Raw genomic sequence first — 24,577 nt, 5'->3', positions numbered from 1 at the left:
TCATACCCGTTCAATGATCCGGTCGCCGAACAGGCCGGACGGACGGATGTAGAGGAAGATCAAGGCAAGGAAATAGGCGAACCAGGGCGTGATGCCGCCACCAATCAGCGGGCCGATGTACGCCTCGGCGAGGTTCTCGGCGGCGCCGACGATCAGGCCGCCGACGATGGCCCCGCCAATCGAGGTGAAACCTCCGATGATCAGCACCGGCAGTGCCTTGAGCACCACCAGCGAGAGTGAGAACTGCACGCCCTGGCGCGCGCCCCAGAGCAGCCCGGCGACCAGCCCGACCACCCCGGCCACGGCCCAGACGATCTGCCAGATGCGGTTGAGGTTGATGCCCAGCGACAGCGCCGCCCGGGTATCGTCGGCCACGGCGCGCAGGGCCACACCGATGCGAGTCTTGTTGAACAGCAAGGCCAGCACCGCCACCGTCAGCGCCGACACCCCGGCGGCGATCAGGTCGAACTGGCTGATCATGATCTCGCCGACGAACAGCGGGACGTCCTCGATGCCCAGGTCCAGCGCCCGCACCTGGGCGCCCATCAGTCCTTGGGCCAGGCCCTCGATGATGAACGACAGGCCGAGGGTGGCCATGAACAGGGTAATCTGCGAGCGGTTGACCAACGGCCGCAACACCAGGCGCTCGATCAGCAGCGCGCCAACGATCATCACCAACACCGTCAGGAGCAGCGCCAGGGCAAAGGACAGGCCCTGCTCGCGCAAGCTGACGAAGGTCAGCGCGGCGAACAACAGCATGGCGCCCTGGGCAAAATTGAACACGCCGCTGGCCTTGTAGATCAGCACGAAACCGATGGCCACCAACGAATACAAGGTGCCGGCCAGCAACCCGCCGATCAGGGTTTCCAAAAAGAAATTCATGGGCGAGGCGTCCCCAGGTAGGCAGCGATCACATCGGGATTGGCCTGGACCTCGGCCGGCGAGCCGTCGCCGACCTTGCGGCCGTAGTCCAGCACCACCACATGGCTGGACAAGCCCATGACCACTTGGATGTCGTGCTCGATGAGAATCACCGTGGTGCCAAGATCACGATTGATATCGGCGATGAAGCGGCTCATGTCCTGCTTCTCCTCGGCGTTCATGCCGGCCATCGGCTCGTCGAGCAACAGCAGGGTCGGCTGCGCGATCAATGCCCGGCCCAGCTCCACGCGTTTCTGCAGGCCGTAGGCCAGGCTGCCCACGGCGACGTCGCGCCAGGCCTGTAACTCAAGGAACTCCAGCACCTGTTCGGCACGCTCGGCGAAAGCCCGGGCTTCGCGCCGGGCACGTGGCAAACCCAGGGCCTGTTCGAGAAAAAACGTCCGCTGGAAACGCGACAGACCGGTGAGCAGGTTATCCACCACGCTCATTTTCTTGAACAACGCATTGTTCTGGAACGTCCGGCCAATACCGAGCCGGGCCGCCTTCAACGGATGCGGGCGGCGCAACGGTTCGGCGGCGAAGAACAACTGGCCGGCGTCGGCCCTGTAGACCCCGTTGAGGATGTTCAGCAGCGAACTCTTGCCCGCGCCGTTCGGCCCGATCAGCGCGCAGATCTCGCCAAGCTTGACGCTGAACGAAAGGTCGGAAATCGCTTTCACACCCCGGAACGACAGCGACACGTTACGCACCTCCAGCAGCGCACTCATGCCGCTCGCTCCAGGTACTGCTGCAACCGCGCCGAACCTTGCCGCACGGGGTCCGCGTGTGCGCTCGGCACCTCGATCCGACGCAGCCGCCGGAAGCCGAGCAGGTGCCGTACCCGCGCCTTGAGCCAGCGGCGCAGGCCACGTCGCGGATCATCCAGGGTCCATTCGCACAGGCGTCGTCGCCAACTGCCTGCCAGCGGCAGGCGCGCTTCGATTTCCGCCGCCAGCGATTCGACTCGCGTAGCGGACAACAGCAAGGCGGTTGGGGCGATCTCGCGGCGATCGCGGCTGGCTGACTCGCGGGTTTCCGGAAACGCCAAGCCTTCGCCGCCCTCCAGCCAGCGGCTGAACACGTGGGCCAGGCCATCGCGCCATTCGGTGCCTTCATCGACCCACACCACCGGGTCTCCGGCGACCTGGCCCCAGCCCTGGCGCTGAGCTGTGGGTGCCTCGGTGACAAACAGCACCGACAGCGACCGCACCTGCCACAGGCCGCGACTGGCCGCATTGGCCTGGGCCGAATACAGCTGCAGTGGCCACGCCTCGTCCAAGCCGCACTGCAACCAGTGCGACACGTTTTCGCGGCGCTGGACAAAGGCGAACGCGGGACGGGCCAGGCGCAGCTGACGCTGTAGATCCTCACCACGGCTGTCGCGGTCGATCACCACGCTGTGCCCACCCAATTGGCGCGCGGCCAATGCCAGGATCAGCAGGCTGGGCTCGAACTCACCGCTCAGCGCCAGTCGCGCGCCCGGCGCAAAGCCCTGCTGGCGCAAGCCATCGCAGACACGCTCGACCTCGCGCTGCACATCGATCCAACGCCAGGCCTTCCAGATGCCGAGGCGTCGATGGCGCAGGGCGATCTGCGTCGGTCGTTCCCTGGCCCAGCGGTGCAAGGCTGCCAGAGCACTGTCGGTCACGCTGTCGGGCAGCGACGAATTGAGCTCGTAGACACTCATCGGCTTACTCCTCGCCAACCAAGGCCGGCTCAGGGAGGCGGGAGCGCCGGGCCAGGCGATTCAAGTCCCGATAGCCTGCGCCCGGGTGGTTGGCGGGCAGCCGCGGGCCATCGCCGAACAGCTTGTCCCGCAGGGTGCCGGGACGATATTGGGTCTTGTACGCACCGCGCTGTTGCAACTCGGGCACCAGCAGCTCAACCACATCGCGGAAGGTTTCATGGGCCAGGGCGTAGGCCAGGTTGAAGCCGTCCACATCGGTGTCCTCGACCCACGCCTGCAGCTCGTCGGCCACGGTTTGCGCACTGCCAACAATCAATGGGCCGAAGCCGCCAATGCCGACCCAATCGGCCAACTCCTGGACGGTCCACTGCTTGTCCGGGTCGGCGCTGGAAAAGGTTTCCACGGCCGATTGGATAGCGTTGGTATGGATGTGCTTGAGCACCTGGTCGGGTCGGTACTGACCGAAGTCGATGCCGGTCCAGCCGGAGATCAGCGCCAGCGCGCCCTCGTAGCTGCTGTAGGATTTCAGTTCGCGCCATTTGGCCTGCGCCTTGGTGTCGGTCTCATCGACGATCACCGTCTGCAGGTTGAAGATCAGCACCTTGCGCGGATCGCGCCCGGCCTCGGCAGCGCGCTGGCGTATATCGGCCACGGTCTTCTTCAGGATCACCTTGGACGGCGCCGCAACGAACACACATTCGGCATGCCCGGCGGCGAAGTCCTTGCCACGACTCGACGCCCCCGCTTGATAGAGCACCGGCGTGCGCTGCGGCGACGGTTCGCAGAGGTGGATGCCCGGCACCTGGAAGTGCTTGCCCTGGTGACGGATCTCGTGGACCTTGCTCGGGTCGCTGAAAACGCCGCGCTCACGGGCGCGTAGCACCGCACCCTCCTCCCAACTGCCTTCGAACAACTTGTAGAGCACCTCCAGGTATTCGTCGGCGTAGTCATAGCGCGCATCGTGATCGCTGAGTGCCGCCTGCCCGAGGTTCCGCGCCCCGCTGTCGAGATAAGAGGTGACGATGTTCCAACCGATGCGCCCCTTGGTCAGGTGATCCAGCGTGGACAGGCGGCGGGCGAAGGGGTAAGGGTGCTCGAAGGTCAGCGAGGCCGTGAGGCCGAAGCCCAAGTGTTCGGTCACCAGGGCCATCGGCGTGATCAATGCCAGCGGATCGTTGACCGGCACCTGGGTCGCTTGACGGATGGCAGCATCGCCATTGCCACCGAGCACATCGTAGATGCCGATCACATCGGCAATGAAAATACCGTCGAACTTGCCACGCTCCAGCAGCTTGGCCAGGTCGGTCCAATAATCCAGGTCCTTGTACTGCCAGGCGCGGTCCTTGGGATGCCTCCAGAGACCGGGCGACTGGTGACCGACACAGTTCATCTCGAAAGCATTGAAACGAATTTCACGGGGCATGGGGACTCCTGCTCGATAGGCTCGGCACCCTTTCCCGGTGCCTCTCACTGCTCTATCAACACGATTCGTGCCAAGTGATAATTCGTTTATTTACAGGTAGTTAGACTCTCATTCATTCGATGGAAATGCCTGTACGGGGACAGCGTTGTTGATCAACTGTCCGCTGGCGGACAGTGACAGGCGGGAGAACACGTCCACCAAGGTCCGATCAACGCACTAAGCGATCCGGAGACTGGACACCGTGAGCCCGAACTCTGACTGGACCGCCTGGGCAATACCGCTGGTGACGTCGGTCACCAATAGCTTTCCCTTGTCGGCACTGGAACCCAGCGCAGAGGACAGAACACCACTCGCAGGCACCCATTCGATTCGCGTGGGGTACATATCGTAGACCGGGAATTCGGCCGGTCCATGGTCAGGAATCTTGTCCAGGGCAACCATCTCTGGGTAGTAATGCAGCATCATCGAGGTTTCGATGACCGCCGCATGTTCCAAGGCGATTCCCGGAAATCCATTCACAAAGATCTTGTCGAGTGTCTGCGGGTTGACGAACTCCCAGTGCTCCAGGCGCATGACTTCCAGCCCGCTGTCCGGACCGATGTCGCGCATTGCCAGCTCTATGCCCTCGGTCACGAACCACTGGTTTTCATAGTGACCGATCACCAGCACCAGCCGCTTCACACCGTGGCGATGAAACTCACGGATGGCATCCCGAACCATGGCGACCAGGGTTGCACCGTCCACGCTGGTTGTGCCGCAGAAGTGCTGCCCGCCGCCACACTTGGGCTGGGATTTGTAGCCATAGGACAACGTCGGCGCAACGATGCCGCCGATTGCCTTGGCCACGTCTTCGCTGATGGCGCTGGCCAGCAGGGCATCGGTTCCCAGCGGCAAGTGAGGCCCATGCTGCTCCGTTGCGCCGATGGGCAGGAACACCACGGCACCTGATTGCACCCGATGCTCATAATCGACCCAACTGATGTTATCCATCCGAACATTGTTCATGAAGTTGTCCTCCTGAGGTCATTTCAAAGTGGCGAGCACCTCGGCGCATGACAGCCATCAACGCCGAGGTGATGCCCCATGGGCTTATGCGCGCGGCGGGTACCACGACTCTGGCTCCGGATAATCCCAATCGGAAGGAAATGCATAGGTTTCAAACACGGTGGTGGTGTCGGCCTCGGTGCCAAAGAACGCGAAATGATTCACGCCCATCCAGGAACCTGACTGCACGCATTTGAAGCCACGTCGCTCCAGTTCAGCGATGCGGTCTTCAAACGGGATGTTGTTGCAGTCATACGCGACGTGTTGGATGCCTTCGCCATGCTTGTCCAGGAAATCAGCGAAGATCGTCGGCCCGGAAACAGGCTCCATCAATTCCCAGACCATGTTTCCGGATTGCGCAAAGCAGACTTTCAGTACAAAATCGGCCGGCTCACCGCGGTAAGTCTGGTTCTGGGTGTTTTCCGGGCTGAAGGTATAGACGCGCCACGGGCCGATCCCCAGCTTGAGCAAGCCATCCATGGTGCGCTTATGGTCACGCGTCACGATCGCGATTTCCACGACATTGCCCAGGAACGCATCGATCTCGGCACCGCCGCTCAACGCCGCCAATATATTGGTTTGTTCAAGATGAGACATTTGCACAACCTCGCTTAATGAATAACAACATGGGTTTTTTACTTAGCCATGGCCGACGAGTGAATAACCTCGACCTGCCGGGATCGGTGCAACACATAATAAATACCGCCACCGACGGCAAACCCCGCCAACCAAGACAGATCAATACCGCCCAATGCCATTGCAAGAGGACCTTGTAGTGATTTAATGGTGCCGACTTGGAATAACCAGGCCGCCAGTACGCCAGCGGCAAGTGCAAACAAGCCTTTCCAGTTCACGTCCGTGCAGGCACTTTCCAAGTGATGACAATAAAGCGATTGAAGATCGAGCTGACCACGGCGAATCAGGAAAAAATCAACCAGCGTGATACCCGCCCACGGACTGATCCATACCACGAAGAAGACCATCAGGTTCTCGAAGGTATGCACGAACTCACCTGATTGCAGGAACAGATAGAGGATGCACAGCGCGACCACGCCCGAGACGGTTGAAACAACCCAGCGTGGCACTCGCAGATCCAACGATAACGTTGCCAGTGCCGCCGAATAGATGACCACGATGTTAGTGGCCACCGGACCATGTAGCAGCACCAGAAGTACCGGCAACGCCATGGTGCCGAACACCGCGATGATCAGTTGGGCCGGGTCCGAGCCTGCGCCCGCGGAAGCAATGGCAGCGCCAAGAAAGGCCAACCATACGGTAGGCAGGAACATGCCGAGGAATGTCGAGCGAAATACCTGGCCATCGGAGAGTTTGCGCTGGGTGAAGCGGGTGTAATCCGAGGCGTACACCAGCCAGGAGATGCCCCAGCCGATCCCGATCGCCGTCATCAGGCTGCTCATGGCCGACAGTTTGCCAATGCCCTCGACGGTCGAGGCCTGCCACTGGATATCCACCTCAGTGAAGGCGAGCCCGGTCATCACCACCATGATCAGCAGGATCACCGGCATGGTGTAGCGCTCGAAGCATTTGATGGCATTGAAGCCCCAGGCTGCGATACCCACCTGGATGACCATGACGCCCAAGGCGATACCGTACTTGAGCTCCATGCCCCCGCTGATGCCGATCTTTTCCAAGGCCGCCATCGCCAAGTCCAAGACTATCCATGTGTTGGTAGCGACCCAGCCCATCGGCATCAATATCTGCATGAAGGTTGGCAAGTAGGCACCGCGTCGGCCGAAGGCCAGCCGGGAAAGCACCATTTGCGGCACTCCCGTGCGGTGGCCCATGATGCAGATGGCACCGAACAGGGCGGCACCCAACAGGTTGCCGACGATAATCACCAGCAGGGTTTCAATCAGGCTCAAGCCCAGTTGGATACCGATTGCCCCCAGCACCCAATTGATCGGCGCCACATTCGCCCCGGCCCAGATCCAGAACTGGTCCAGCGGTGTGGAAGTACGATGGCTATCGGGCACCGGCTCAATACCCAGCGCATCGTAGTTGGCCTCGTTCGTTAAGTTTCTTTCAGATTCGCGACGCATTGACATTATTATTTTCCTCGCTGACCGGCGACCACGTGAATCGCCCCGAGCCATTAAAGCGAGGTCTGTATTTTTATGTAATTGACGATAACTAAACGACCCTTTAGAAAAATTGCCGGATTAAATTTTTTTCAAGCGTGTCATTCATCCGGGCATGAAATACCCGTTCAATGTCAAAAAAAGGGAAACATTTCAATTCACCCGACAAATAACAATCGCTCGTTGAGTTTTATTTGATCCCCTTCAAAGAAATATCAATAGCCGAAGCAGCGAGGGTCATGGCCAACTTGTTGCAGTCGCTGAAGTCATCCCACTTCAGGATTAACAGGAATCACGAAATGACCACCCTTCTTCATATTGATGCCAGTGCACGCTCCGACCGCTCCCTAAGCCGTAAACTGTCCCAGGCGTTTGTCGAAGCCTGGATCGAACATGATGGCAAGGCGCAAATCATCGCCCGTGACGTTGGGCACAACCCTCCTCCCTTCGTGACCGAAGCCTGGATCGCCGCAGTTTTTACGCCCGAAGAACACATGACGCCAGAAAAGCGCGAGGAAATTCGCCTCTCGGATGAACTGATCGACGAAATCGACCGGGCCGACATCATCGTGATCGGTACGCCGATGTACAACTACGGGATGCCGGCCGCTCTCAAGTCCTGGTTCGACAAAGTGATTCGTATCGGCAAGACTTTCACATTCGACCTCGACCGGGGCGACTACCCGTTGGAACCCATCATGAGCGGCAAGAAGCTGGTCATTTTGTCTTCCCGGGGTGAGTTTGGATTTGGTCCTGGTGGCGTTCGTGAGGCCATGAACCATCTGGACACGCACATTCAAACCTGTGCGCATTACTTGGGCGTGGATGAAACCCATGTCATCTCTATCGATTACCAGGAATTTGGCGACGCTCGCCATGAAGCCTCCATCGCGAACGCGTTCGATGCCGTTCCGGTCCTGGCCAGGCAAATGGTCGAGGCACGGCAAAGCCAGCTGTCTCCGGCTTGATGCCACGTATCGCCGCCAACACCAACGATGGGACAATCATGATCACGATGCTGCAAATTGCCGAGCGCTTGAGACTGGGCCATGCCACGCCGGATGAATTGATCGAGTCTGCATTGACCTCGGCCAATAACTCGAAGCACATATTCATTTCCACACTGGAACAACGCGCCATCAATGACGCTGGTGCATCAACCCAACGGTGGCAGAACGGGACTCAGTTGAGCGCCTTTGACGGTATCCCTTATGCGGTCAAGGACCTGCTGGACGTCGCGGGCAGTCGGACGACCGCCGGCTCCTTTACTCGTGTCAACGCGCCCATGGCGACCAAGGATGCAGCCGTCATCGCAGCCCTCACGGCGCAGGGGATGATCCCGATGGGTAAAACCAATCTCTCCGAGTTCGCCTATTCCGGCCTGGGCCTGAATCCTCATTTTGGAACGCCGGTTTCCGATCCCGCGACCGACGACAGCCGAGTTCCTGGTGGGTCTTCGTCCGGCTCGGCGATTGCGGTTCAACAGGGCATCGTCAGCTGCGCCATCGGCACTGACACCGCAGGCTCGATTCGCATTCCAGCGGCGTTCAATGGCTTGGTTGGCTACAAGGCTTCCACGGGCCGCTACTGCATGGAGGGTGTGCACCCGCTTGCCGTCACGCTGGATAGCTTGGGTTCTTTTGCCCATACCGTGGCCGATTGTGCGACGTTCGATGCGCTGATGCGAGGTTGCGCAAGCGTGGCCCTCCGGGCTGCCAACCTTGCAGATCTGCGCTTTGTGGTCGATGACGGCGTGATGATTGATCCAGCGCTGCAGCCTGCGGTACAGCACAACCTTGTCTCAATGATGGAACGGCTTCGTGAGGCCGGTGCGCGGGTTGAGTATCGAACGATAGCCGCAGTCGCCCATACCCGTGAACTGATTACCCGCTCGGGCTGGTTGGGGGCGATAGAAGCCTGGCGCCTTCTCGGCCCGATCGTGGAAGGTCCACAAGGTGTGCGAATGGACAGGCGCGTGCAGGCTCGCTTGCGCTCGGCCAAGGACATCGACTCTGCCACCGAAGCCAGGATCCGACATCTGCGCATGGAGTTGATGGCTGCAATCGAAAACGAACTCGACGGTGCCATCCTGGTGATGCCGACGGTCAAGCATGTCGCACCGCCGAGGGCGCCATTGGAGGATGACGATGTGCTTTTTGCCGCCGTGAACCTTGAGACCCTGTCACTCACCATGATTGGAAGTCTGCTGGATATGCCGGGCGTGGCAATCCCATCTGGGAGGGACAGTTCCGGGTTTGCCACCTCGACCCTGTTTTCGACAACCCGGGATCACGACGATCACCTACTCAGCGTAGCCCTGGCGGTGGAATCGAGCTTATCCGCCTCAGGTTTCAGGACGTCAGCGCCATTTGACGCCCCGCCATCTCATCAAGCGTATGTTCCCTGAACGATGTTGCCTCGCCCAAAAGCCATTCCCTGAATAACGAAAGGCTATGGCGAGGATTGCAATGACTATCTTCTACCAAGTGGTACGTAAACCCGGCCAAGGCCGGGCCCGCCACCTGTCGAATCCGACCAGAGCGAAGCTCATCGCCAATCAATACATTGCTGCACAGCAAGGGGCCTAATCCGCACTCCATTGCATGCAGCGCAAGCGTTTCCTCGCTGTACCAGGAGGTGCGCAGGTCCCGGGAGGCACCGTGTTCGGCCCGGGCCAGCCAGGCTGACCAAGAGGGAGCTTCGAGAGCCTGGTTCTTCCATTTGAACGCCAGCAGCGGTCGATTATGAAAGTCGTCGATCGTTGCCGTGCGCTCGACTGGGCAGATGCTTTTATCCGCGACGGCGATGTACCGATCCTCGAACAGCACTGGGCCTCGCACACCGGCCTCGACTGGACCATATCGAATCGCCAGGTCAATAGTCTCGGAACGCAAATCCACCAGTTTCTCCGAGGCGTGGATCGACACCAGGATGTTCGGATAGATCTCGTTGAACTTCGCCAGGCGCGGCATGAGCCATCGTTCCGCGAATGCGCGCGTGGTGGACACCTGGATCGCATCGCCCTCCTTTGCCCCATTTATCAGGGCAAAGGCCTGGGCAATCTGGTCGAAGCCGTCCCGCAACAGCGGATAGATGGCTTTGCCCACGGGCGTGAGGGTCACCGTCCGCCCCCGCTCAAGGAGCTTTTGCCCCAACCCGTCCTCCAATTGCCGGACTTGATGACTGACCGCGGCGACTGTCACGGAGAGCTCGTTCGCTGCCACGGAAAAACTCTGGTGGCGTGCAACCGCTTCGAACGCTCGCACCGAATTCAGAGGGGGTATCTTGCGCATGATGGTCTCCTGGCAACCTGGACGGGTATTGCGTGCAGCGGATTCAGAGGATGCAATAGTGAACGTCCCGGGGCTCCATTCCATTTACGGCAGTAATGTCCTGGGGACAAGCAGAGAGCACCACAATTGCATCCATTTCCGCCGTAAGGCACACATACTGCCCAGGCTCACTGACCGGCGCGGCGAACTCGATGCGCCCGTCCCGATGAACCGGCACGTTCATGAACAGGTTCAAGGGACTCGGGGTTTCGGTCGCCACCAGGCCAAGGGCATCCAGGGCCAGGAAGAGGTTTTCATTGCAGCTGTCGTGATGACCAACGACACCCAACTGTACGTAACGCGTCGGATCGCAGGCGGCCACCAGCGTGTCATGCACGCCGGGTGTGGTGTCTTGCGCAAGCGTGAGGATTTTCCGGCGTTTGTTGGTCACGAGACTGTCACCCTTGCACGGGTTCAGCTTCAACCAAAAAGGCCGACTGTGCTCCATCGACATGACTTCGCAGAGATCATCCGGGTTGAACGCCCAGGTGTCGACGACCTGCTTGCCATGGGTGTTGATGAGCTTGAGGGTTTGCCCCCGTTGCAACCGGAGCGCAACACCCCGCCGGGCAGGCAAGCGGACCAGCTCTGTGCTGGGAAGGGTATCTACTGCATTCATGTTCTTGTTTTCCTCGCAAGACAAAGGCCGACGGCCGAGTACCTGCCATCAAGGAAAACACAGCGCAAAACCGCAAACCAATAATATAAAGTGGCCTCGGTATAAGTTGAATTTATAGGGTAGGCCCATGCGAATCCGGCAGCTAGAGTGCTTCAGGACCTTGATGATCCACGGCACGATGACCCGTGCCGCAGAGCTTTTGAACATTTCCCAGCCGGCCATCAGCAGCACCATCGCCAATCTGGAGCATGAGACCGGCCTGAAACTGTTCGTGCGCAAAGGCGGTCGCTTGCAACCCACACCTGAAGCCCGATTATTTTTCGTCGAGGCTGAGCGTGCGCTGGAAGCGGTGGAAAAAACCCATCGCATCGCCAAGGAAATCAGAACAGGAAAACGCGGCCACCTGGCAGTCGCGGCCTATGCCAGCATCTCGATCCATCTGCTGCCACGATTGATGGCCGAGTTCGCGAAAGAGCGCCCAGGGCTGGAACTCAAGATCATCACCCGCAACTCCCAGTCGGTCCGGGAACTGATGACAACGCAGCAATTCGACCTGGCCATCGCCGAATTGCCGCTCGATTACCCGACTTCCAACATGGAGGTAATTTCGTATGAATGCCAATGCATGATGCCGATTGGTCACCCTCTCGCAGCGTTGGACGTGATTACCCCGGCAGACCTGGATGGCGTACCGTTCGTTTCGCTGTTCAAGGGCGATCCTACCTATCAGCAGTTGGCCATGGCTTTTTCGGCTTATGGATCATCTTGGAACGTGGTGGCCGAGACAGAGTTTTTCTCGACAGCCTGCGAACTGGTCGGCGCCGGCCTGGGGGTGGGGATCGTCGATCCGGTGGTCAGCCGGTCCTTCACTCGCCATCTTGTCCTGAAGCCCTTCTCACCAGCGATCAGATACGAAATTGCGCTATTGCTTCCCACACAGGAGGAGCCATCACAGTTGGCGCGAGCATTCATCCACTACCTTAAAGAACACCTTTAAGAGTGCGTCGTACTCATCCCCGAAGGGTCAAGCAGGTACTCAGTGAGTGTCGCCGCACAGGCAACGATGCCTTCATGGAGCACCATTTCAAAGCCATGGGTATTTTCCGTTGGAATGGCGATGCACCCCGCTCGCGCGGCCACTCCCGCACTCATGATCGCACTCGCATCGGAGGCGAAATCGACCAGGAGCGCAACTTGTGGGTGATAGCCCGAGCGCTGTGCAGCCTTGACCAGGGCATCCACGACAGAGCGGGTGTAATAACCCTTTTGATCCCCCGTGTTGATAATCGGGTCTGCCGATAACACCGTTCCGTACTCCTCCAGGACCGGGCCTACCTCGACCGCGATGGTGGTGTCACCCGGCACGCGGGCAGCGGCATAAAGCGCACCGGCGTTGGACTCTTCCTCAAGTGTCGTGCAGACGAACCAGACGTCTTGCTTGAGCGCGTGCCTTTTGTTTTTCAGCTGTTGCGCGGTGGTGATCACGGCCGCCAAGGGCGCCCGGTCATCGAGGAAGTGGGCGGCGACCGTGTCTTTCACCTGGAATGGCCGGCGCCAGTGCCGGCTGAGCACCACGCGCACGCCGGGCCGGATACCGGCGGCGGTCAGCTCATCCTGGGAACAGCGGGTGATGACATGGACATCGCTCCACTGCACCGCCCCTGACAGCACATCCCGCCCCTGGGCGGAGCCGCCGGTGTTGTGCATGGAACCATAAGACAGTACGCCGGGCAGGCATTGGTTATCGCCGAGTATGTCGACCGGACAAACGCCAAAACAGATGGGCTGGGCACCGCCCAGCGCCACGACTTCCAAGTTACCGTCGGGCCTTGTTTTCTTCACGATCATGGCAATTTCATCGAGGTGCGCCATGACCCTGATGGGCTGTGCTTGCGAAGACTCATCCGACGCCTTGATCAGTCCCCGGATGTTGCCGGCCTCGTCGACAACGACCTCATCGCAGTGCTTGCCCAGTTCCCTGAGACATATTTCCCGGACTTCATCTTCCTGCCCGCCGGGGCCGCGGGCCAGAAGCAATTCTTCGAGCAAAGACTGAATACTCATTGGAGGCATCAGACAGGTTCCCGTCACGACCGTTGAACAGCGTAGACCCCACCCGCTTCCCGTCCGTTCAAATCGGTATTCCCTCGGTCATGACAGGTCAATCCAGCCCCGAACGGAACGTTTCGATCTTGAGTCCGAATCGATTCATCTTGTTGTACAAACCACCGCGCGACACGTTCAACCGTTGGGCAGCCAGGCGGATGTTTCCGCGCGTCTCCTTGAGGGCGGCAATGATCGCGTTCATTTCATGGGTGCCCAGGTCCGGCGCCGTCCGCGGTTCTGGCACACTTGCCCAGATCGAGGGTCGCCCGCGCTGCCTGATTTCCAACGCAAGGTCACTCGGCTGGATCAGTTCGGTCATTGCCAGGTTCGTCGCCCGTTCAATGACGTTTTCCAGCTCACGGACATTGCCCGGCCAGTGATAGGCACCCAGCAAATCCAGCGCCGCTGGCGAAACGTCCTGCATCGTCTTGCGCAGCGACCGGGCACAACGCGCGAGAAAATGCCGCGCCAGCAACGGCACATCCTCGCGACGCATCCGCAATGGCGGCACCGTCAGGTTCAGCACGTTGAGCCGGTAGTAAAGGTCCTCGCGAAAAGCCCCCTCGGCCACCGCCTGGCTCAGGTTGCGGTGGGTGGCAGCGATGATGCGCACGTTGACCCGCAGCGATTTTTTCGCACCCACCCGTGTCACCTCACCCTCCTGCAGGACACGCAGCAAGCTGACCTGCGCATCGAAGGACATGTCACCGATTTCGTCGAGGAAGATCGTCCCACCGTCGGCCAGTTCGAACTTGCCGGCCGACCCACCGCGAGCCGACCCGGTGAAAGCGCCTTCGACATGACCGAACAGCTCGCTTTGCACCAGGTCTCGCGGAATCGCGCCGCAATTGACCGCCACGAAAGGCCCGCCACGACGATCGCTGGCGTTATGGATGGCCTGGGCGAACAGCTCCTTGCCCGTGCCGCTCTCGCCGAGGATCAGCGTGGTCGAATCACTGCGACTGGCAATCCGCGCCAAGTGCATTGCATCCTGGATCGCCTGCGAGCGGCCCAGGATGGTTTCAAAGGTGTAGCTGGCCTGGGTGCCGATGATCCGCCGGGTGATTTCCCGGATGCGTCGGTTCTCGCGCAACGAAACGATCCGCCCGCCTTGCGCCAGCGGGCAGACCGACACCAGGCAAGCCAGATGGCTGCGATCGTGCAGTTCAAAGGTGCAGTCCAAGTCACGCACCCCGTCACCGCCCCCGAGCAGGACCGCATCGGTCAATTCGCTCTGCCCCAGGCTCTGGAACGGACTGCCGAGCAGGTCATGGCCGACGCGAAACAACTGTCGGGCGTAATGGTTGAGCGCCTTGATGCAACCGCGCTCATCCAATACCACCAAGCCCTCGTTGAGCACCTCAAGCACGGTCTGTTGTTCTTCCAGCAAGGCCTGCAGGGTCATCTGCCTGGAGACAGCCTCGGCCGCGGCCTGGACGGTGCCCAGCGTATGAAAGTGAAACCAGCCTGGCTCGGCCGTCAAGGTCAACATGCCCAGGGTCCGGCCCTGGCCATCGCGAATAGGCGCGGCGGCGCAATGCATGCGGCGCTGGCGCAGGCCAAGCCCGAAATTCTCCTCGGCCAGCACATACACCAAGCGGTCTTCGACGATTGCCAGCCCGGTGCAATTGGTGCCCTGCACCGACTCCAGCAGTCGACTGCCGATGGGGGTGAGGTCCAGGCCGCAGAAATACAACGTGGTGCCTTCGGCATCGGTCAGGTTGATATGGCCCCTGGGGTTATAGGCGAGCAAACCGCGCATGACTTGCGCCGCCGCCGCGATCAGTTCCCGGTTGGCAGCCAGTGTCGCGGTCAGGTCGGCGGGCGCGACAAAACGGTACGCGCCGTCTTCCGGATCGAGGCCGGCACTGACGCTGCGCAACCAGGATTCCCAGATCACCCGGCGGATCCCGACTGGGCGCTCGGCCTGCCCTTGCCAGCACGCTCGCCAGGCCTCCTCCAGCGCCGTGCCCGGCCCGTCGTTCAACGACGCTGGGCCAAGCGTGGTGAGGTAATCGCGGTCTTCGTCGCTCAATGCTAGGGGTTGCTGATCCATGGTTCGGCCACATGTTCATATTTTCGACATGTCAGTATAGACATGTCATCGACATGAACATTGATTCAAATAAAAACCATTAAATATCAATAAGTTAACTATTGGCACAGCACTTGCTCCCTGCATGAACAGACGAGGACATTCTTGCCGCCGAGTCGTAAAAACAATAAAGGGAGTCATATTCATGAGCACATCCAAGACCCTCCGCCTGGGCCTCATCGGTGCCGGCCGCATGGGCAGTTTCCACGGTCTGACCGCCGCCCGGCACATCCCTGGCGCGTGCCTCGCCGCCATCGCCGACCCTACCCCCGGCCAAGCCGCACGCCTGGCGGCAGAACTGGACGTGCAGAAGGTCTATACCGATCCACAGCAGTTGCTGGATGACCCGGACATCGACGCCGTGCTGATTGCCGCGCCGGCGCGCAGCCATGCCGAGCTGGTGATCAGCGCGGCCCGGGCCGGCAAAAGCGTGTTCTGTGAAAAACCGATGGCCATCACCCTGGACGAAGCGGATCGCGCCATCGCCGCCGCTGCCGATGCACAAGTGACGCTACAAGTCGGCTTCAACCGACGCTTTGCCAAAAGCTTTCGCACCGCTCATCTGGATGTGATGGCCGGCCGGATCGGTACGCCGCAACTGCTGCGCTCACTGACCCGAGACCCGGCCCTGAACAACCCGGCCGCGTCGCCGCAATGGGTGATCTTCCTCGAAACCCTGATCCATGATTTCGATACCCTGCGCTACCTGAACCCGGGCGCCGAGGCGGTTGAAGTCTTTGTGATGGCCGATGCCCTGATCGCCCCCGCCTACAAGGACAAAGGTTTTCTCGACACCGCGGTGGTCACGATCCGCTTCGACAATGGCGCCATCGCCACCGCCGAGGCCAATTTCCAAGCCGTGTATGGCTACGATGTCCGCGGCGAAGTGTTCGGCAGCGCCGGCATGCTGACCATGGGCAACGTCAACGATTCCGACTTGCTGCGGTACCTGGCCAATGGTGTGCAGGCCGACACCCAGCGCATGGACACCGACTTGCTGCGTGATGCCTACGTGGCCGAACTCAATCACTTCGCCAGTTGTGTGCGCAGCGGCGAAAAACCCCTGGCCAGCGGTGAAGATGCCCGGGCAGCACTGGCCATTGCCCGCGCCTGTATCGAGTCCTTCCAACAGGGCAAGACGGTGCGCGTGCAAGGAGCGCTGTCATGAGTTTCATCCCATTCAAACTGGCGATCAGCGCCGAGATGGTCTTCCTCGACCTGCCTTTTACCGAACGGGTCAGACGCATCCACGCGCTGGGCTTCAGCGTCGAGATATGGAACTGGGCGACCAAGGACATCCAGGCCCTCGTGGCGACGGGCGCGGACTTCACCTCTATGACCGGCTACCTGTCGGGCAACCTGACTGACCCCGACGATATCCGACAGTTGCTCGACAGCGCCCAGGAATCCCTGGCCGTCGCCGCTCAATTGGGTTGCCCAAGCCTGAACCTGCACGGCACCGGCCTGGGCGATCAGGGCTTGCCGGTCAAACCCGTGGCCCAGACCACCGGCCGCATGTGGTTGAGCGCCTGCAAGACGCTGGAAAAAATCGCTCGCCTGGGGGAAGACGCGGGCCGGGTGTTCCTGCTGGAAAACCTCAACACCGAGGTCGACCACCCGGGCACGCCTTTCGCCCGCGCAGACGACACCCTGGCGCTGATCGAGGCCGTGGGCAGCCCGCACTTGAAAATGAACCTGGACCTCTATCATGCCCAGATCGGCGAAGGAAACCTGATCGAACTGATCCAGCGCGCCGGCAGCGCCATCGGCGAAATCCAAGTGGCCGACGTCCCGGGGCGCAGGGAGCCCGGCACCGGTGAAATCCACTACCCCGCGATTGCCAGGGCCTTGTTCGGCATGGGATACAGCGGTGTCGTCGGCCTGGAAGGCTGGGCCAGCAGTGACAGCGAGGTCGCGCTCGAGCGTTTCAGGCAGGCCTTCACGCTTGATGGATAAAGCCCCGACGCACTCAACATGTGCGGCAGATTTTCAGTTCTTGGTGACGTTTCAACCCATAACAACAAAAGGATAACCATCATGCGTCGTTGCACACTGCTTTTCGCCACCCTGCTGTTGCTGTTCAGCCAATGGGCCGCCGCCGACTATCGCATCGGCGTCAGCATCGCCAGGGTCGACGACAACTTCATGACCTACGTACGTAACGGCCTGGACGAGGCCGCGAAAAAGGAAAACGTGCAAATCCAGTTCGAAGACGCCCAGGGCGATGTGGTGCGCCAACTCAACCAGGTCCAGGGGTTCATCAACCAGCAAGTGGACGCGGTCATTGTCCTGCCGGTGGACACCTCCGCCACCGCCAACATCACCCGCGCCGCGGTCGATGCGAAGACGCCGCTGGTCTACGTCAACCGTCACCCGGACGAGCGCACCTTGCCCAAAGGCGTCGTCACCGTGGCCTCCAATGACATCGAGGCCGGACAACTGCAAATGCGCTACCTGGCCGAAAAACTCGGCGGCAAGGGCAACCTGGCGATCATCATGGGCGACCTGGCGCAAAACGCTACCCACGACCGCACCGAAGGCGTCAAACAGGTGCTCAAGGATTATCCCGGGATCAAGATCGTCGAGCAGCAAAGTGCCGAGTGGCAGCGCAACAAAGGGATGGATTTGACCAGCAACTGGTTATTGGCCGGGAGTCGTTTCGATGCCATCGTCGCCAACAACGATGAAATGGCCATCGGTGCAGCGATGGCCTTGCAGCAGGCAGGCAAAACCAAGGGCGAGGTTGCGATTGTTGGCATCGACGGCTTGCCGGACGGCCTGGCGGCAATCAAGCGCGGGATGTTGGTCGCCTCGATATTCCAGGACCCCAAGGCCCAGGCGACCAGCGCGGTACAGGCAGCCCTCAAGATGATCAAGGGCGAGCCAGTGGAAACGGACGTCTGGGTGCCCTTCCAGTTGATCAAGCCTGAGCAGTTGGCAGTGTTCGAGCAACATTACAAATAACCTGCGACTTGATACATCGCCATGACGCTGGCAAGGGGGGCAACACACTGCCCCTCATCAGCCCCACCTGCGCATTCCCGATATTTAGCTTGACGATTGAGATGACGATCATCATATTTGAAAAATATTACGATCATCATGTGGATATCAACTCGACGGCGGCTTCGCGAACTGAAGTCGGAGCGTTGGGCATCAGCGTTTTGTCCACGTCAATCACATGCGCAGGAAATGACGTATGCAAGCCCGAACTTCATTGGCGATTGCCGGTACGCAACACACCTCCAGCCAACCGTTGACCGGCAGAATCGTCGCGCTGCTCGCCGGCCTGGCGGCGATCAGCATGCTCTCCACCAACATCATCCTTCCGGCGTTCGCGGCGATCGGTGAAGACCTGGGCGTGACCGCTCGCGAGCTCGGCCTGACGCTGTCCAGCTTCTTCATCACCTTCGCCTTGGGCCAACTGGTGGTCGGGCCACTGGCCGACCGCTACGGACGCCAGAAGCTGGTCCTGGGCGGGCTGTCGGTGTTCGTTGTCGGCACCGTCATCGCCGGCTTTGCCAGCACCCTCGACGTCCTGATCGCCGGACGCGTCGTGCAAGCACTGGGCGTGTGCGCAGCCTCGGTATTGTCGCGGGCCATTGCCCGGGATCTGTTCGAAGGCGAGACGCTCGCCCGCGCCCTGTCGCTGACAATGATCGCCACGGCCGCGGCACCGGGCTTTTCGCCGCTGGCCGGCAGTGTCCTGGCCGTCACGCTCGGCTGGCGTGCCATCTTCATCCTGGTGGGACTGGCCGCTGTTGCACTGGCGTTTTTCTACGTGCGCGACCTGGGGGAAACCCATCCCGCCGATCGCCGCGCACCCCACTCGGCCAGGAGCGTGGTACTCGCCTATTGCCGACTGGCAGTGGATAAGCGCTTCATCCTCCCGGCCCTGTCCATGGGCCTGCTGCTGAGCGGCCTGTTCGCCTCGTTCGCGGCGGCGCCCGCCATCCTGATGCAAGGCCTCGGCCTGACGTCGGTGCAGACCGGTTTGTACTTCGCCTCGACGGTCTTTGTGGTGTTCGCCGCCGGCATGGCGGCGCCGCGCCTGGCCCATCGTCTTGGCGCCCGGATCGTCACGCTGCTGGGCATAACCTGCGCCATGATGGGAGGCGGCCTGCTTCTGGTCGGTCCGACCGAGCCCGGGCTGTGGTGGTATGCCCTTTCGATGGTCACGTTCCTTTGGGGCATGGGCCTGGCCAATCCACTGGGCACGGCCATTACCATGGGCCCTTTCGGCAAGGAAGCCGGGATGGCCTCCGCCCTGCTGGGGTTTCTTTCCATGGGGGCGGCTGCGCTGGCCACCTGGCTGGCCTCGGTCTTGAGCTTCGCGCCGATGACCACGCTGGGTGGGATTCAGGCGACGGCCTGCCTGGTCGCGCTGGTGTTGTTTCTGCTGCGAGGCAAGATTTGATCACGGCCAAACACGTCACAAGCAACGATCAATACACGGGCCAGGTTTCGACAATCTTCCCCCCGCGCACGGCCAGCAAATCGCCAAATTGCAGCAGCACGGATTCGGTCTGGGTTGGCCTTAAAAATACCTGGTCTTCGACATTCAGCCCTACCGTCGGCGAGCCGTTGACCATTTCCTGGTTGGAACTGCGACCGTAGAGCTCGTTACTTTGCAGCCCTGGGGGAGACTCGAACTCGGCCATCCAGTTGCCGCCGTAGATGAAGAATGTCCCGCGCTGATTCGGGTCCCACCAGGAGAACAATCGGGACTTGCCATCCAGGGCGGGGAAATTCACCGGGCCGGTGCTCTTCAACACGGGCGTTGCGATAAAGGCCGCCGGCACATGCTCGGCCAGGGATGGCAGGTCGTAGTGGGTCGGCTTGAGGAACGCCGTTCCCACCGAGACTTCGCTGCTCAAGCGTTCCTGTTCATGCATGCGGTAGCTGGGGCTGCCGGCGGTATTGAGCGTGAGCCCATCATGCCAAAGCGCCGGGAAATGCTCCCGCACGTACTTCACATGACCGTTGTAAATGACCATCACCTGGTCGAACAAGGCCTGGGACGAACCGAGGACCCGGGGCACGCCCATGCCGACAAACGGGTCATACCCCATGAAGCCTGCAAATTCGAGATGCTGCCCATGGGTGCTGATCAGCGTCAGCATCTCGCCGAGCACTGCTTGATCAGACACGCCGCCGCGGTGCAGGCCGACATCCAGCTCGATATTGACCCGCATCCGAATGCCCAGGCCCTGGGCCAATGCCCGGTAATCCATCAGCCGCTGCGGAGTGTCGAGCAGCCATTGCAATTGCCTGGCAGGGTCGAAGGCGCCTTTGTGGGTTTGATAGAACAACTCGGCCGAGCGTACCGGCAGGGGCTTGCCGAGCAAGATGTCAGACTCGGGAAAGGTCAGCGCATCGCGGTTGAGGAACGGCTGGTGAAACGACATCAGCCGCCGGGTATCGGTGCGTTTGGCGATATACGCCAGCAGCCCCGGTGACGGCAGGGATTTTTCCACCAGACGCAAGTGTTTACCGGCACGTTTGACCGATTGCATGACCACATTGATGTTGTGATCGAGCAGGTCGAGGTCAATCAGCATCACGGGCCGCATCGGCCCATGGGTCTTCAACTCCTGATTCAACGCGCGGAAGTAATCGTTGTAGGGACCGCCCCGGTCGCCCGGCCGCAACAGCGCCCCCGCCCCTGCCATCAAGGCCCCCACTCCCGCGGTACCGAGCATAAAGGTTCTACGGTTCATCAGCCCCCCTCCACGTGCGCAATCAGGTGCACGTTACGGCAGCGCTGCGCCATCGTTGAGGTTATGCGGGGCCAGAAAGGGGGCTTTAGCGGCCATGCTTTGCCGATGCCCAAAAGCGGTGCCCTCCTTGGAGAGCGGCAACGACTGGCGCGACGCGTTTATGAGCCCCCGAGCTTTTTCCAAAGATACCCTGATGGCATATTCACCTGCGCAATGGCAAGCTTGCGACCGCAGCCCAGCCGCCAATGCCGCCGTTCATGGCTGATGCCCGTTGCCACTCACCTCGGGTACCCATCGACTTTTATTCAACTGAGCAAGGATGTCCTCATGAAAATTTCTCTTGGTCTCGTCGCCCTGGCCGGGTGCCTGTCCACCGCCCCTGCCTTGGCTGCCACCCCGAGCCACAGCGACCTGTTCAAGGCCCTGGCACAGTGCCAGGCCAGTGCGCAGCAGATCAGCGAATTCAACGGCCTGGTGGACGCCGAGCAAGTGTCACTCGCCAAGGATGAAGCCCATACCCCGTGGGGCGGTGGCGCCTGGCAGGCCACTGCGGCGCTGTCAGTGCACGGCGTGTCGTCGACCACCTTGGTGATGACCGACCGTTTCAGCTTCTTCCTCCAGGCCAAGAGCAGCAGCCCGAAGGCCGATGCAGAAAAACTCGCCAGCGCCCTGAAACTGGAAAAGACCCTGGATACCGACGGCTACGTGGACTACCAGCGCAACCTCGACAACGGCGCGACCCTGCGGGTGGTCTCCACCGAAAACAAGGACAGCGACCTTTATGTGGGTTGCACCTATCAGCAGGACGCTTCCTGAGACCAAGCGGCCTCGACAAAGCCTTCCCTGTCGTAACCCGGATCTAATGTGGGAGCGAGCCTGCTCGCGATGAGGCCTTCCCCGCTGGCTTCATTGCCTGACCCAACGCCATCGCGAGCAGGCTCGCTCCCACAGGGGGATCTCAGTCGTCGTTAAACGACGCTGCTGCATCCCTTTCACCCGGCGGACCGGGCCTTTGCAGTGTGGAACAGTTCGAGCCATGGCCCGGTCCGTCGAGTTGGGCCTCGACGAAGGCAAATGCATCGTCCAATGAACCATGCAGCACCCCGTCATGCCCCAGGCCTTCATACGTCCGCCAGGTGACCGGGTTGCCAGCGGCACACAACGCCGCGGCGACCGCATACTGGCGCACGGGCGTGATCGTTTGATCAGCCAGGCCGGTGGCGATGAATAACGGGAACCCAATCGATGCCTGTGGCATGTCGGTCGAGGGGATGCGCACCGCCTTCAACGCCTCGGGGGAAATGGTCAGAAGCTCGGCAAACGAATCGATCTGCAACGCTTTGGATTTGCGGGCAATGTCGCGGCTGCAGCCCTCCCGGGCAACACTTAGCAGTTCAAGGCCTTTGGTCGTCAGGATGTCCTCTACCCGTGGCCCGTCCTCGCGCAAGCCGCCGGACGCCAATGCCAGGAACAGCGTATTGGACTGGCGCGGCGGCAACGCAATGGGACCATGGGGAAATGTGCTGTTCGGGGCCGTGACTACTGCGCCGCGGATAGCCAACTCCGGCGCATAACCACCGGCCAGGATCGCCGCGCCCAACGCCGCCCCTCCTCCCTGGGATTGCCCGGCCAGAACCATGCGATTGGCAATCAGGCCAGGCCTGATGGAACGCGCAGCGCGAATCGCATCCAGGACAGAGCGTCCCTCGGCCTGCCAGAACGTATAGGGATGCGGCCCTGGCCCTCCCAGGCCTTGGTAATCGGTGGCGACCACCGCGAACCCGCGCGCCAGCCAACGATTGATATACGCCCCATCACGCTCGCGCCATCCAGCCCAGGACGGTGCGCAGGCGTCGGCAATCCCCAGCGTTCCGTGGGCCCAGGCCAGCAACGGCCAGCCTTGCGGCGGTGGCTGCCCAGCCGGCAAGTACAACGCCCCGCTGACCGGAACGAGTCCGGAGTGCCAGCGCTCGTCGGTGGAGCTGTAGAGCAGGCGCAACACCTGCCCGGCGGCGGGCATCTGCGGCGGCACCGCCAGCGTCTCGCTTCGCAGCAGCACACCGGGCAGCGCGGGCATTGCTTCAGGCCAGCGATAAAACGCCGACAGCTCCCTGTCTCCCGCGTCAGGACCGACGGGGAGCGTGCCTGCCGCCGAGGCGTTGGCCGTCATGACGCTGAATATCCCGAGGCAGATCCGCGCAAAATTCGCGATACGGAACAGGTTCATGGGAAGTTCGCCTGAGCGCAAAGTGCCCTGCGCAAAGCGCTGCCCTGCGCACCGATCACATTGCGCACGACCGGCGCCACCTCATTGAATCGGACAAACCCGTGGGTCATGTTCGCAAGCACTTGCAGGTGTGTCGCCACGCCTGCGCGTTCCAACCGATCCGCCAGCTCCCGGTTTTCATCCAGCAACGGGTCCAGTTCGCCCACCAGCAATCGCACGGGTGGCAGGCCGGCCAAGTCAGCGATGATCGGCTGTACCCGCCAGTCATCCTCATCTTCGACCAGGTAACTCGCCCAGTAGGCGCTCATGGTCTCGACCGACAGATTCTGCCCCCCATACCCACCCAGCCTTCGCCAGGAATCGGAGCCCAGGTCGCGCGAGTAACTGCCATAGAACAGCAGCAACTGCCGCAGCCCATCAAACCCTGCATCCCGTAGCGCAACTGCAGCGCCCAAGGCCAGGTTGGCACCTGCCGAATCCCCGCCCAAGGCATAACCGCGCACGGGGGAATCGGTGATTGCCCCGAGCCTGATCACCCGGCTGACGATCGACACCACTTCGTTGAACGCCACCGGAAAACGATATTCCGGCGACAACGCATAGTCGATGGACAGCACCGCCAGGCCACTGTCACGCACCAGTTGGCGCAGCGGTGCATCCCAGCCGGCAAGCGAACCGTGACGGAATCCTCCGCCATGGCAGTAGAACATCAAGCAAGGCGTCTCATCGCCCTCCGGCCAATAGAGCTTGCAGGGCACCGTTCGGCCATCGACAGCAAAACCCAAGGTGCGCTCATAGGACAGCGGCACGCTGCGGCGCGCCGCCCAGGCATCAATCCGTTCCAGTTGCGCCCGGACACGTTGCACGTCCCCCTGGACAACCGGTAGCAGCCCTTGTTCGCGCAGCGTCGTGGCCACGGCCACCAGGTCAGGGTGAACCGGCGGCGGTGAACCCGCCGCCCCGCTTGCAACGCAACTCATGGCCGGGGGTCCTCACCGGTTCCAAGTGCGTCCAGCAGGATGAACGCCCATTGAGCCCCGTGCATGTCTCGGTCCTGCAAGGCGCCCTGAACCACTGGACGCGGCAGGCTGATCTTGATCACGTTCAACGCCTCGATGGGAAAAATGCTGATCGACTGCGCAGGCCTGCGGAACAGCTTGGCAATCGCGGGGGCTTGCAACTTTGGCTCCGCGGCCATCTGCGCGAAGGTGTCCGTGTCCTTGCAGAACACATCGATGGTCAGGGAAAACGGTCCGGCATTCTTGGAGCGGATCTCATAACCCAATGTTTGAAGTGTGTTCATC

The 24,577-nt window shown here is 61.0% G+C and carries 23 protein-coding genes; 8 read left to right on the top strand and 15 right to left on the bottom strand.

All coding sequences use genetic code 11. From position 1 onward, the window contains the following. The 7 genes from ACLH0I_RS13085 to ACLH0I_RS13055 all read right to left on the bottom strand — a co-directional run bounded on the left by ACLH0I_RS13085 (nt 1) and on the right by ACLH0I_RS13055 (nt 7,141). Nucleotides 1–882, bottom strand: coding sequence for a branched-chain amino acid ABC transporter permease (locus ACLH0I_RS13085; protein ID WP_411387280.1), 882 nt, complete (start codon nt 880–882; stop codon nt 1–3). Beyond that, nucleotides 879–1,649 carry an ABC transporter ATP-binding protein gene (locus ACLH0I_RS13080; RefSeq protein WP_411387279.1) on the bottom strand — a complete coding sequence of 257 codons (771 nt, stop codon included), beginning with the start codon at nt 1,647–1,649 and terminating at the stop codon, nt 879–881. The genes ACLH0I_RS13085 and ACLH0I_RS13080 overlap by 4 nt, the downstream gene beginning before the upstream one ends. Then, the gene (locus tag ACLH0I_RS13075; protein ID WP_411387278.1) at nt 1,646–2,608 is read right to left on the bottom strand and encodes an AMP-binding protein; all 963 of its coding nucleotides are present in this window, start codon (nt 2,606–2,608) and stop codon (nt 1,646–1,648) included. The genes ACLH0I_RS13080 and ACLH0I_RS13075 overlap by 4 nt, the downstream gene beginning before the upstream one ends. A 4-nt stretch (nt 2,609–2,612) precedes the next feature. Then, nucleotides 2,613–4,031, bottom strand: coding sequence for an LLM class flavin-dependent oxidoreductase (locus ACLH0I_RS13070; protein WP_411387277.1), 1,419 nt, complete (start codon nt 4,029–4,031; stop codon nt 2,613–2,615). Between the two features lie 216 nt (nt 4,032–4,247). Then, on the bottom strand, nt 4,248–5,036 hold the full coding sequence (locus tag ACLH0I_RS13065; RefSeq protein WP_411387276.1) for a creatininase: 789 nt from the start codon (nt 5,034–5,036) through the stop codon (nt 4,248–4,250). Nucleotides 5,037–5,120: 84 nt separating this feature from the next. Then, nucleotides 5,121–5,672 (bottom strand): VOC family protein, encoded by a 552-nt coding sequence (locus tag ACLH0I_RS13060; RefSeq protein ID WP_250961418.1) that lies wholly within the window; start codon nt 5,670–5,672, stop codon nt 5,121–5,123. 38 nt (nt 5,673–5,710) lie between these two features. Further along, nucleotides 5,711–7,141 (bottom strand): purine-cytosine permease family protein, encoded by a 1,431-nt coding sequence (locus tag ACLH0I_RS13055; RefSeq protein WP_250961419.1) that lies wholly within the window; start codon nt 7,139–7,141, stop codon nt 5,711–5,713. Nucleotides 7,142–7,473: 332 nt separating this feature from the next. Between ACLH0I_RS13055 and ACLH0I_RS13050 the strand changes: the two genes are divergently transcribed. Then, nucleotides 7,474–8,142 carry an FMN-dependent NADH-azoreductase gene (locus ACLH0I_RS13050; protein WP_250961420.1) on the top strand — a complete coding sequence of 223 codons (669 nt, stop codon included), beginning with the start codon at nt 7,474–7,476 and terminating at the stop codon, nt 8,140–8,142. 38 nt (nt 8,143–8,180) lie between these two features. After that, nucleotides 8,181–9,581: an amidase family protein gene (locus tag ACLH0I_RS13045; protein ID WP_250961421.1), complete on the top strand. Its 1,401-nt coding sequence runs from the start codon at nt 8,181–8,183 to the stop codon at nt 9,579–9,581. Here the strand turns inward: ACLH0I_RS13045 and ACLH0I_RS13040 are convergent. Both ACLH0I_RS13040 and ACLH0I_RS13035 read right to left on the bottom strand, forming a co-directional pair. Further along, nucleotides 9,526–10,467 carry a LysR substrate-binding domain-containing protein gene (locus ACLH0I_RS13040; protein WP_250961422.1) on the bottom strand — a complete coding sequence of 314 codons (942 nt, stop codon included), beginning with the start codon at nt 10,465–10,467 and terminating at the stop codon, nt 9,526–9,528. The two genes, ACLH0I_RS13045 and ACLH0I_RS13040, sit on opposite strands and share 56 nt — an antisense overlap. 43 nt (nt 10,468–10,510) lie before the next feature. Beyond that, entirely contained in the window at nt 10,511–11,125 is a 615-nt protein-coding gene (locus tag ACLH0I_RS13035; RefSeq protein ID WP_411387275.1) for a DUF1989 domain-containing protein, read from the bottom strand. Between the two features lie 127 nt (nt 11,126–11,252). On the opposite strand from ACLH0I_RS13035, the gene ACLH0I_RS13030 reads away from it, so the two are divergent. Continuing rightward, nucleotides 11,253–12,122, top strand: coding sequence for a LysR substrate-binding domain-containing protein (locus tag ACLH0I_RS13030; protein WP_411387274.1), 870 nt, complete (start codon nt 11,253–11,255; stop codon nt 12,120–12,122). On the opposite strand, the gene ACLH0I_RS13025 is transcribed toward ACLH0I_RS13030, so the two are convergent. After that, nucleotides 12,119–13,189, bottom strand: a complete 1,071-nt coding sequence (locus ACLH0I_RS13025) for a M28 family peptidase (RefSeq protein WP_411387273.1) — start codon at nt 13,187–13,189, stop codon at nt 12,119–12,121. The two genes, ACLH0I_RS13030 and ACLH0I_RS13025, sit on opposite strands and share 4 nt — an antisense overlap. 97 nt (nt 13,190–13,286) lie before the next feature. Then, nucleotides 13,287–15,287 (bottom strand): sigma-54 interaction domain-containing protein, encoded by a 2,001-nt coding sequence (locus ACLH0I_RS13020; protein ID WP_411387272.1) that lies wholly within the window; start codon nt 15,285–15,287, stop codon nt 13,287–13,289. A 184-nt stretch (nt 15,288–15,471) separates the two neighbouring features. Here ACLH0I_RS13020 and ACLH0I_RS13015 point away from each other — a divergent pair, with 184 nt between their 5' ends. From ACLH0I_RS13015 to ACLH0I_RS13000, 4 genes are all read left to right on the top strand, one after another. Beyond that, complete coding sequence (locus ACLH0I_RS13015; RefSeq protein WP_411387271.1) at nt 15,472–16,494, top strand: Gfo/Idh/MocA family oxidoreductase; 1,023 nt, start codon at nt 15,472–15,474, stop codon at nt 16,492–16,494. Beyond that, a complete protein-coding gene (locus ACLH0I_RS13010) occupies nt 16,491–17,282 on the top strand; it encodes a TIM barrel protein (RefSeq protein ID WP_250961428.1) in 792 nt (263 codons plus the stop codon). The genes ACLH0I_RS13015 and ACLH0I_RS13010 overlap by 4 nt, the downstream gene beginning before the upstream one ends. Before the next feature lie 81 nt (nt 17,283–17,363). Next, nucleotides 17,364–18,290: a sugar ABC transporter substrate-binding protein gene (locus ACLH0I_RS13005; protein WP_411387270.1), complete on the top strand. Its 927-nt coding sequence runs from the start codon at nt 17,364–17,366 to the stop codon at nt 18,288–18,290. A gap of 235 nt (nt 18,291–18,525) precedes the next feature. Further along, entirely contained in the window at nt 18,526–19,743 is a 1,218-nt protein-coding gene (locus tag ACLH0I_RS13000; RefSeq protein ID WP_411387269.1) for a multidrug effflux MFS transporter, read from the top strand. Between the two features lie 28 nt (nt 19,744–19,771). On the opposite strand, the gene ACLH0I_RS12995 is transcribed toward ACLH0I_RS13000, so the two are convergent. Further along, entirely contained in the window at nt 19,772–20,977 is a 1,206-nt protein-coding gene (locus tag ACLH0I_RS12995) for a DSD1 family PLP-dependent enzyme (RefSeq protein ID WP_411387497.1), read from the bottom strand. A 396-nt stretch (nt 20,978–21,373) separates the two neighbouring features. Here ACLH0I_RS12995 and ACLH0I_RS12990 point away from each other — a divergent pair, with 396 nt between their 5' ends. Further along, complete coding sequence (locus ACLH0I_RS12990; RefSeq protein WP_411387268.1) at nt 21,374–21,862, top strand: hypothetical protein; 489 nt, start codon at nt 21,374–21,376, stop codon at nt 21,860–21,862. Between the two features lie 142 nt (nt 21,863–22,004). On the opposite strand, the gene ACLH0I_RS12985 is transcribed toward ACLH0I_RS12990, so the two are convergent. The 3 genes from ACLH0I_RS12985 to ACLH0I_RS12975 are packed head-to-tail and all read right to left on the bottom strand — an operon-like array spanning nt 22,005 to nt 24,576. After that, nucleotides 22,005–23,273: a lipase family protein gene (locus tag ACLH0I_RS12985; protein ID WP_411387267.1), complete on the bottom strand. Its 1,269-nt coding sequence runs from the start codon at nt 23,271–23,273 to the stop codon at nt 22,005–22,007. Then, nucleotides 23,270–24,253, bottom strand: a complete 984-nt coding sequence (locus ACLH0I_RS12980; RefSeq protein WP_250961433.1) for an alpha/beta hydrolase fold domain-containing protein — start codon at nt 24,251–24,253, stop codon at nt 23,270–23,272. Before ACLH0I_RS12980 ends, ACLH0I_RS12985 begins: the two co-directional genes overlap by 4 nt. After that, complete coding sequence (locus ACLH0I_RS12975; protein ID WP_411387266.1) at nt 24,250–24,576, bottom strand: DUF4387 family protein; 327 nt, start codon at nt 24,574–24,576, stop codon at nt 24,250–24,252. The genes ACLH0I_RS12980 and ACLH0I_RS12975 overlap by 4 nt, the downstream gene beginning before the upstream one ends. Nucleotide 24,577: the final 1 nt, after the last annotated feature.

This window comes from Pseudomonas sp. MPB03 (assembly GCF_046605385.1).
Taxonomy (GTDB): domain Bacteria; phylum Pseudomonadota; class Gammaproteobacteria; order Pseudomonadales; family Pseudomonadaceae; genus Aquipseudomonas; species Aquipseudomonas zanjanensis.
The sequence above is the reverse complement of the archived record's forward strand: the minus strand, read 5'-3'. Positions and strand labels throughout refer to the sequence as shown.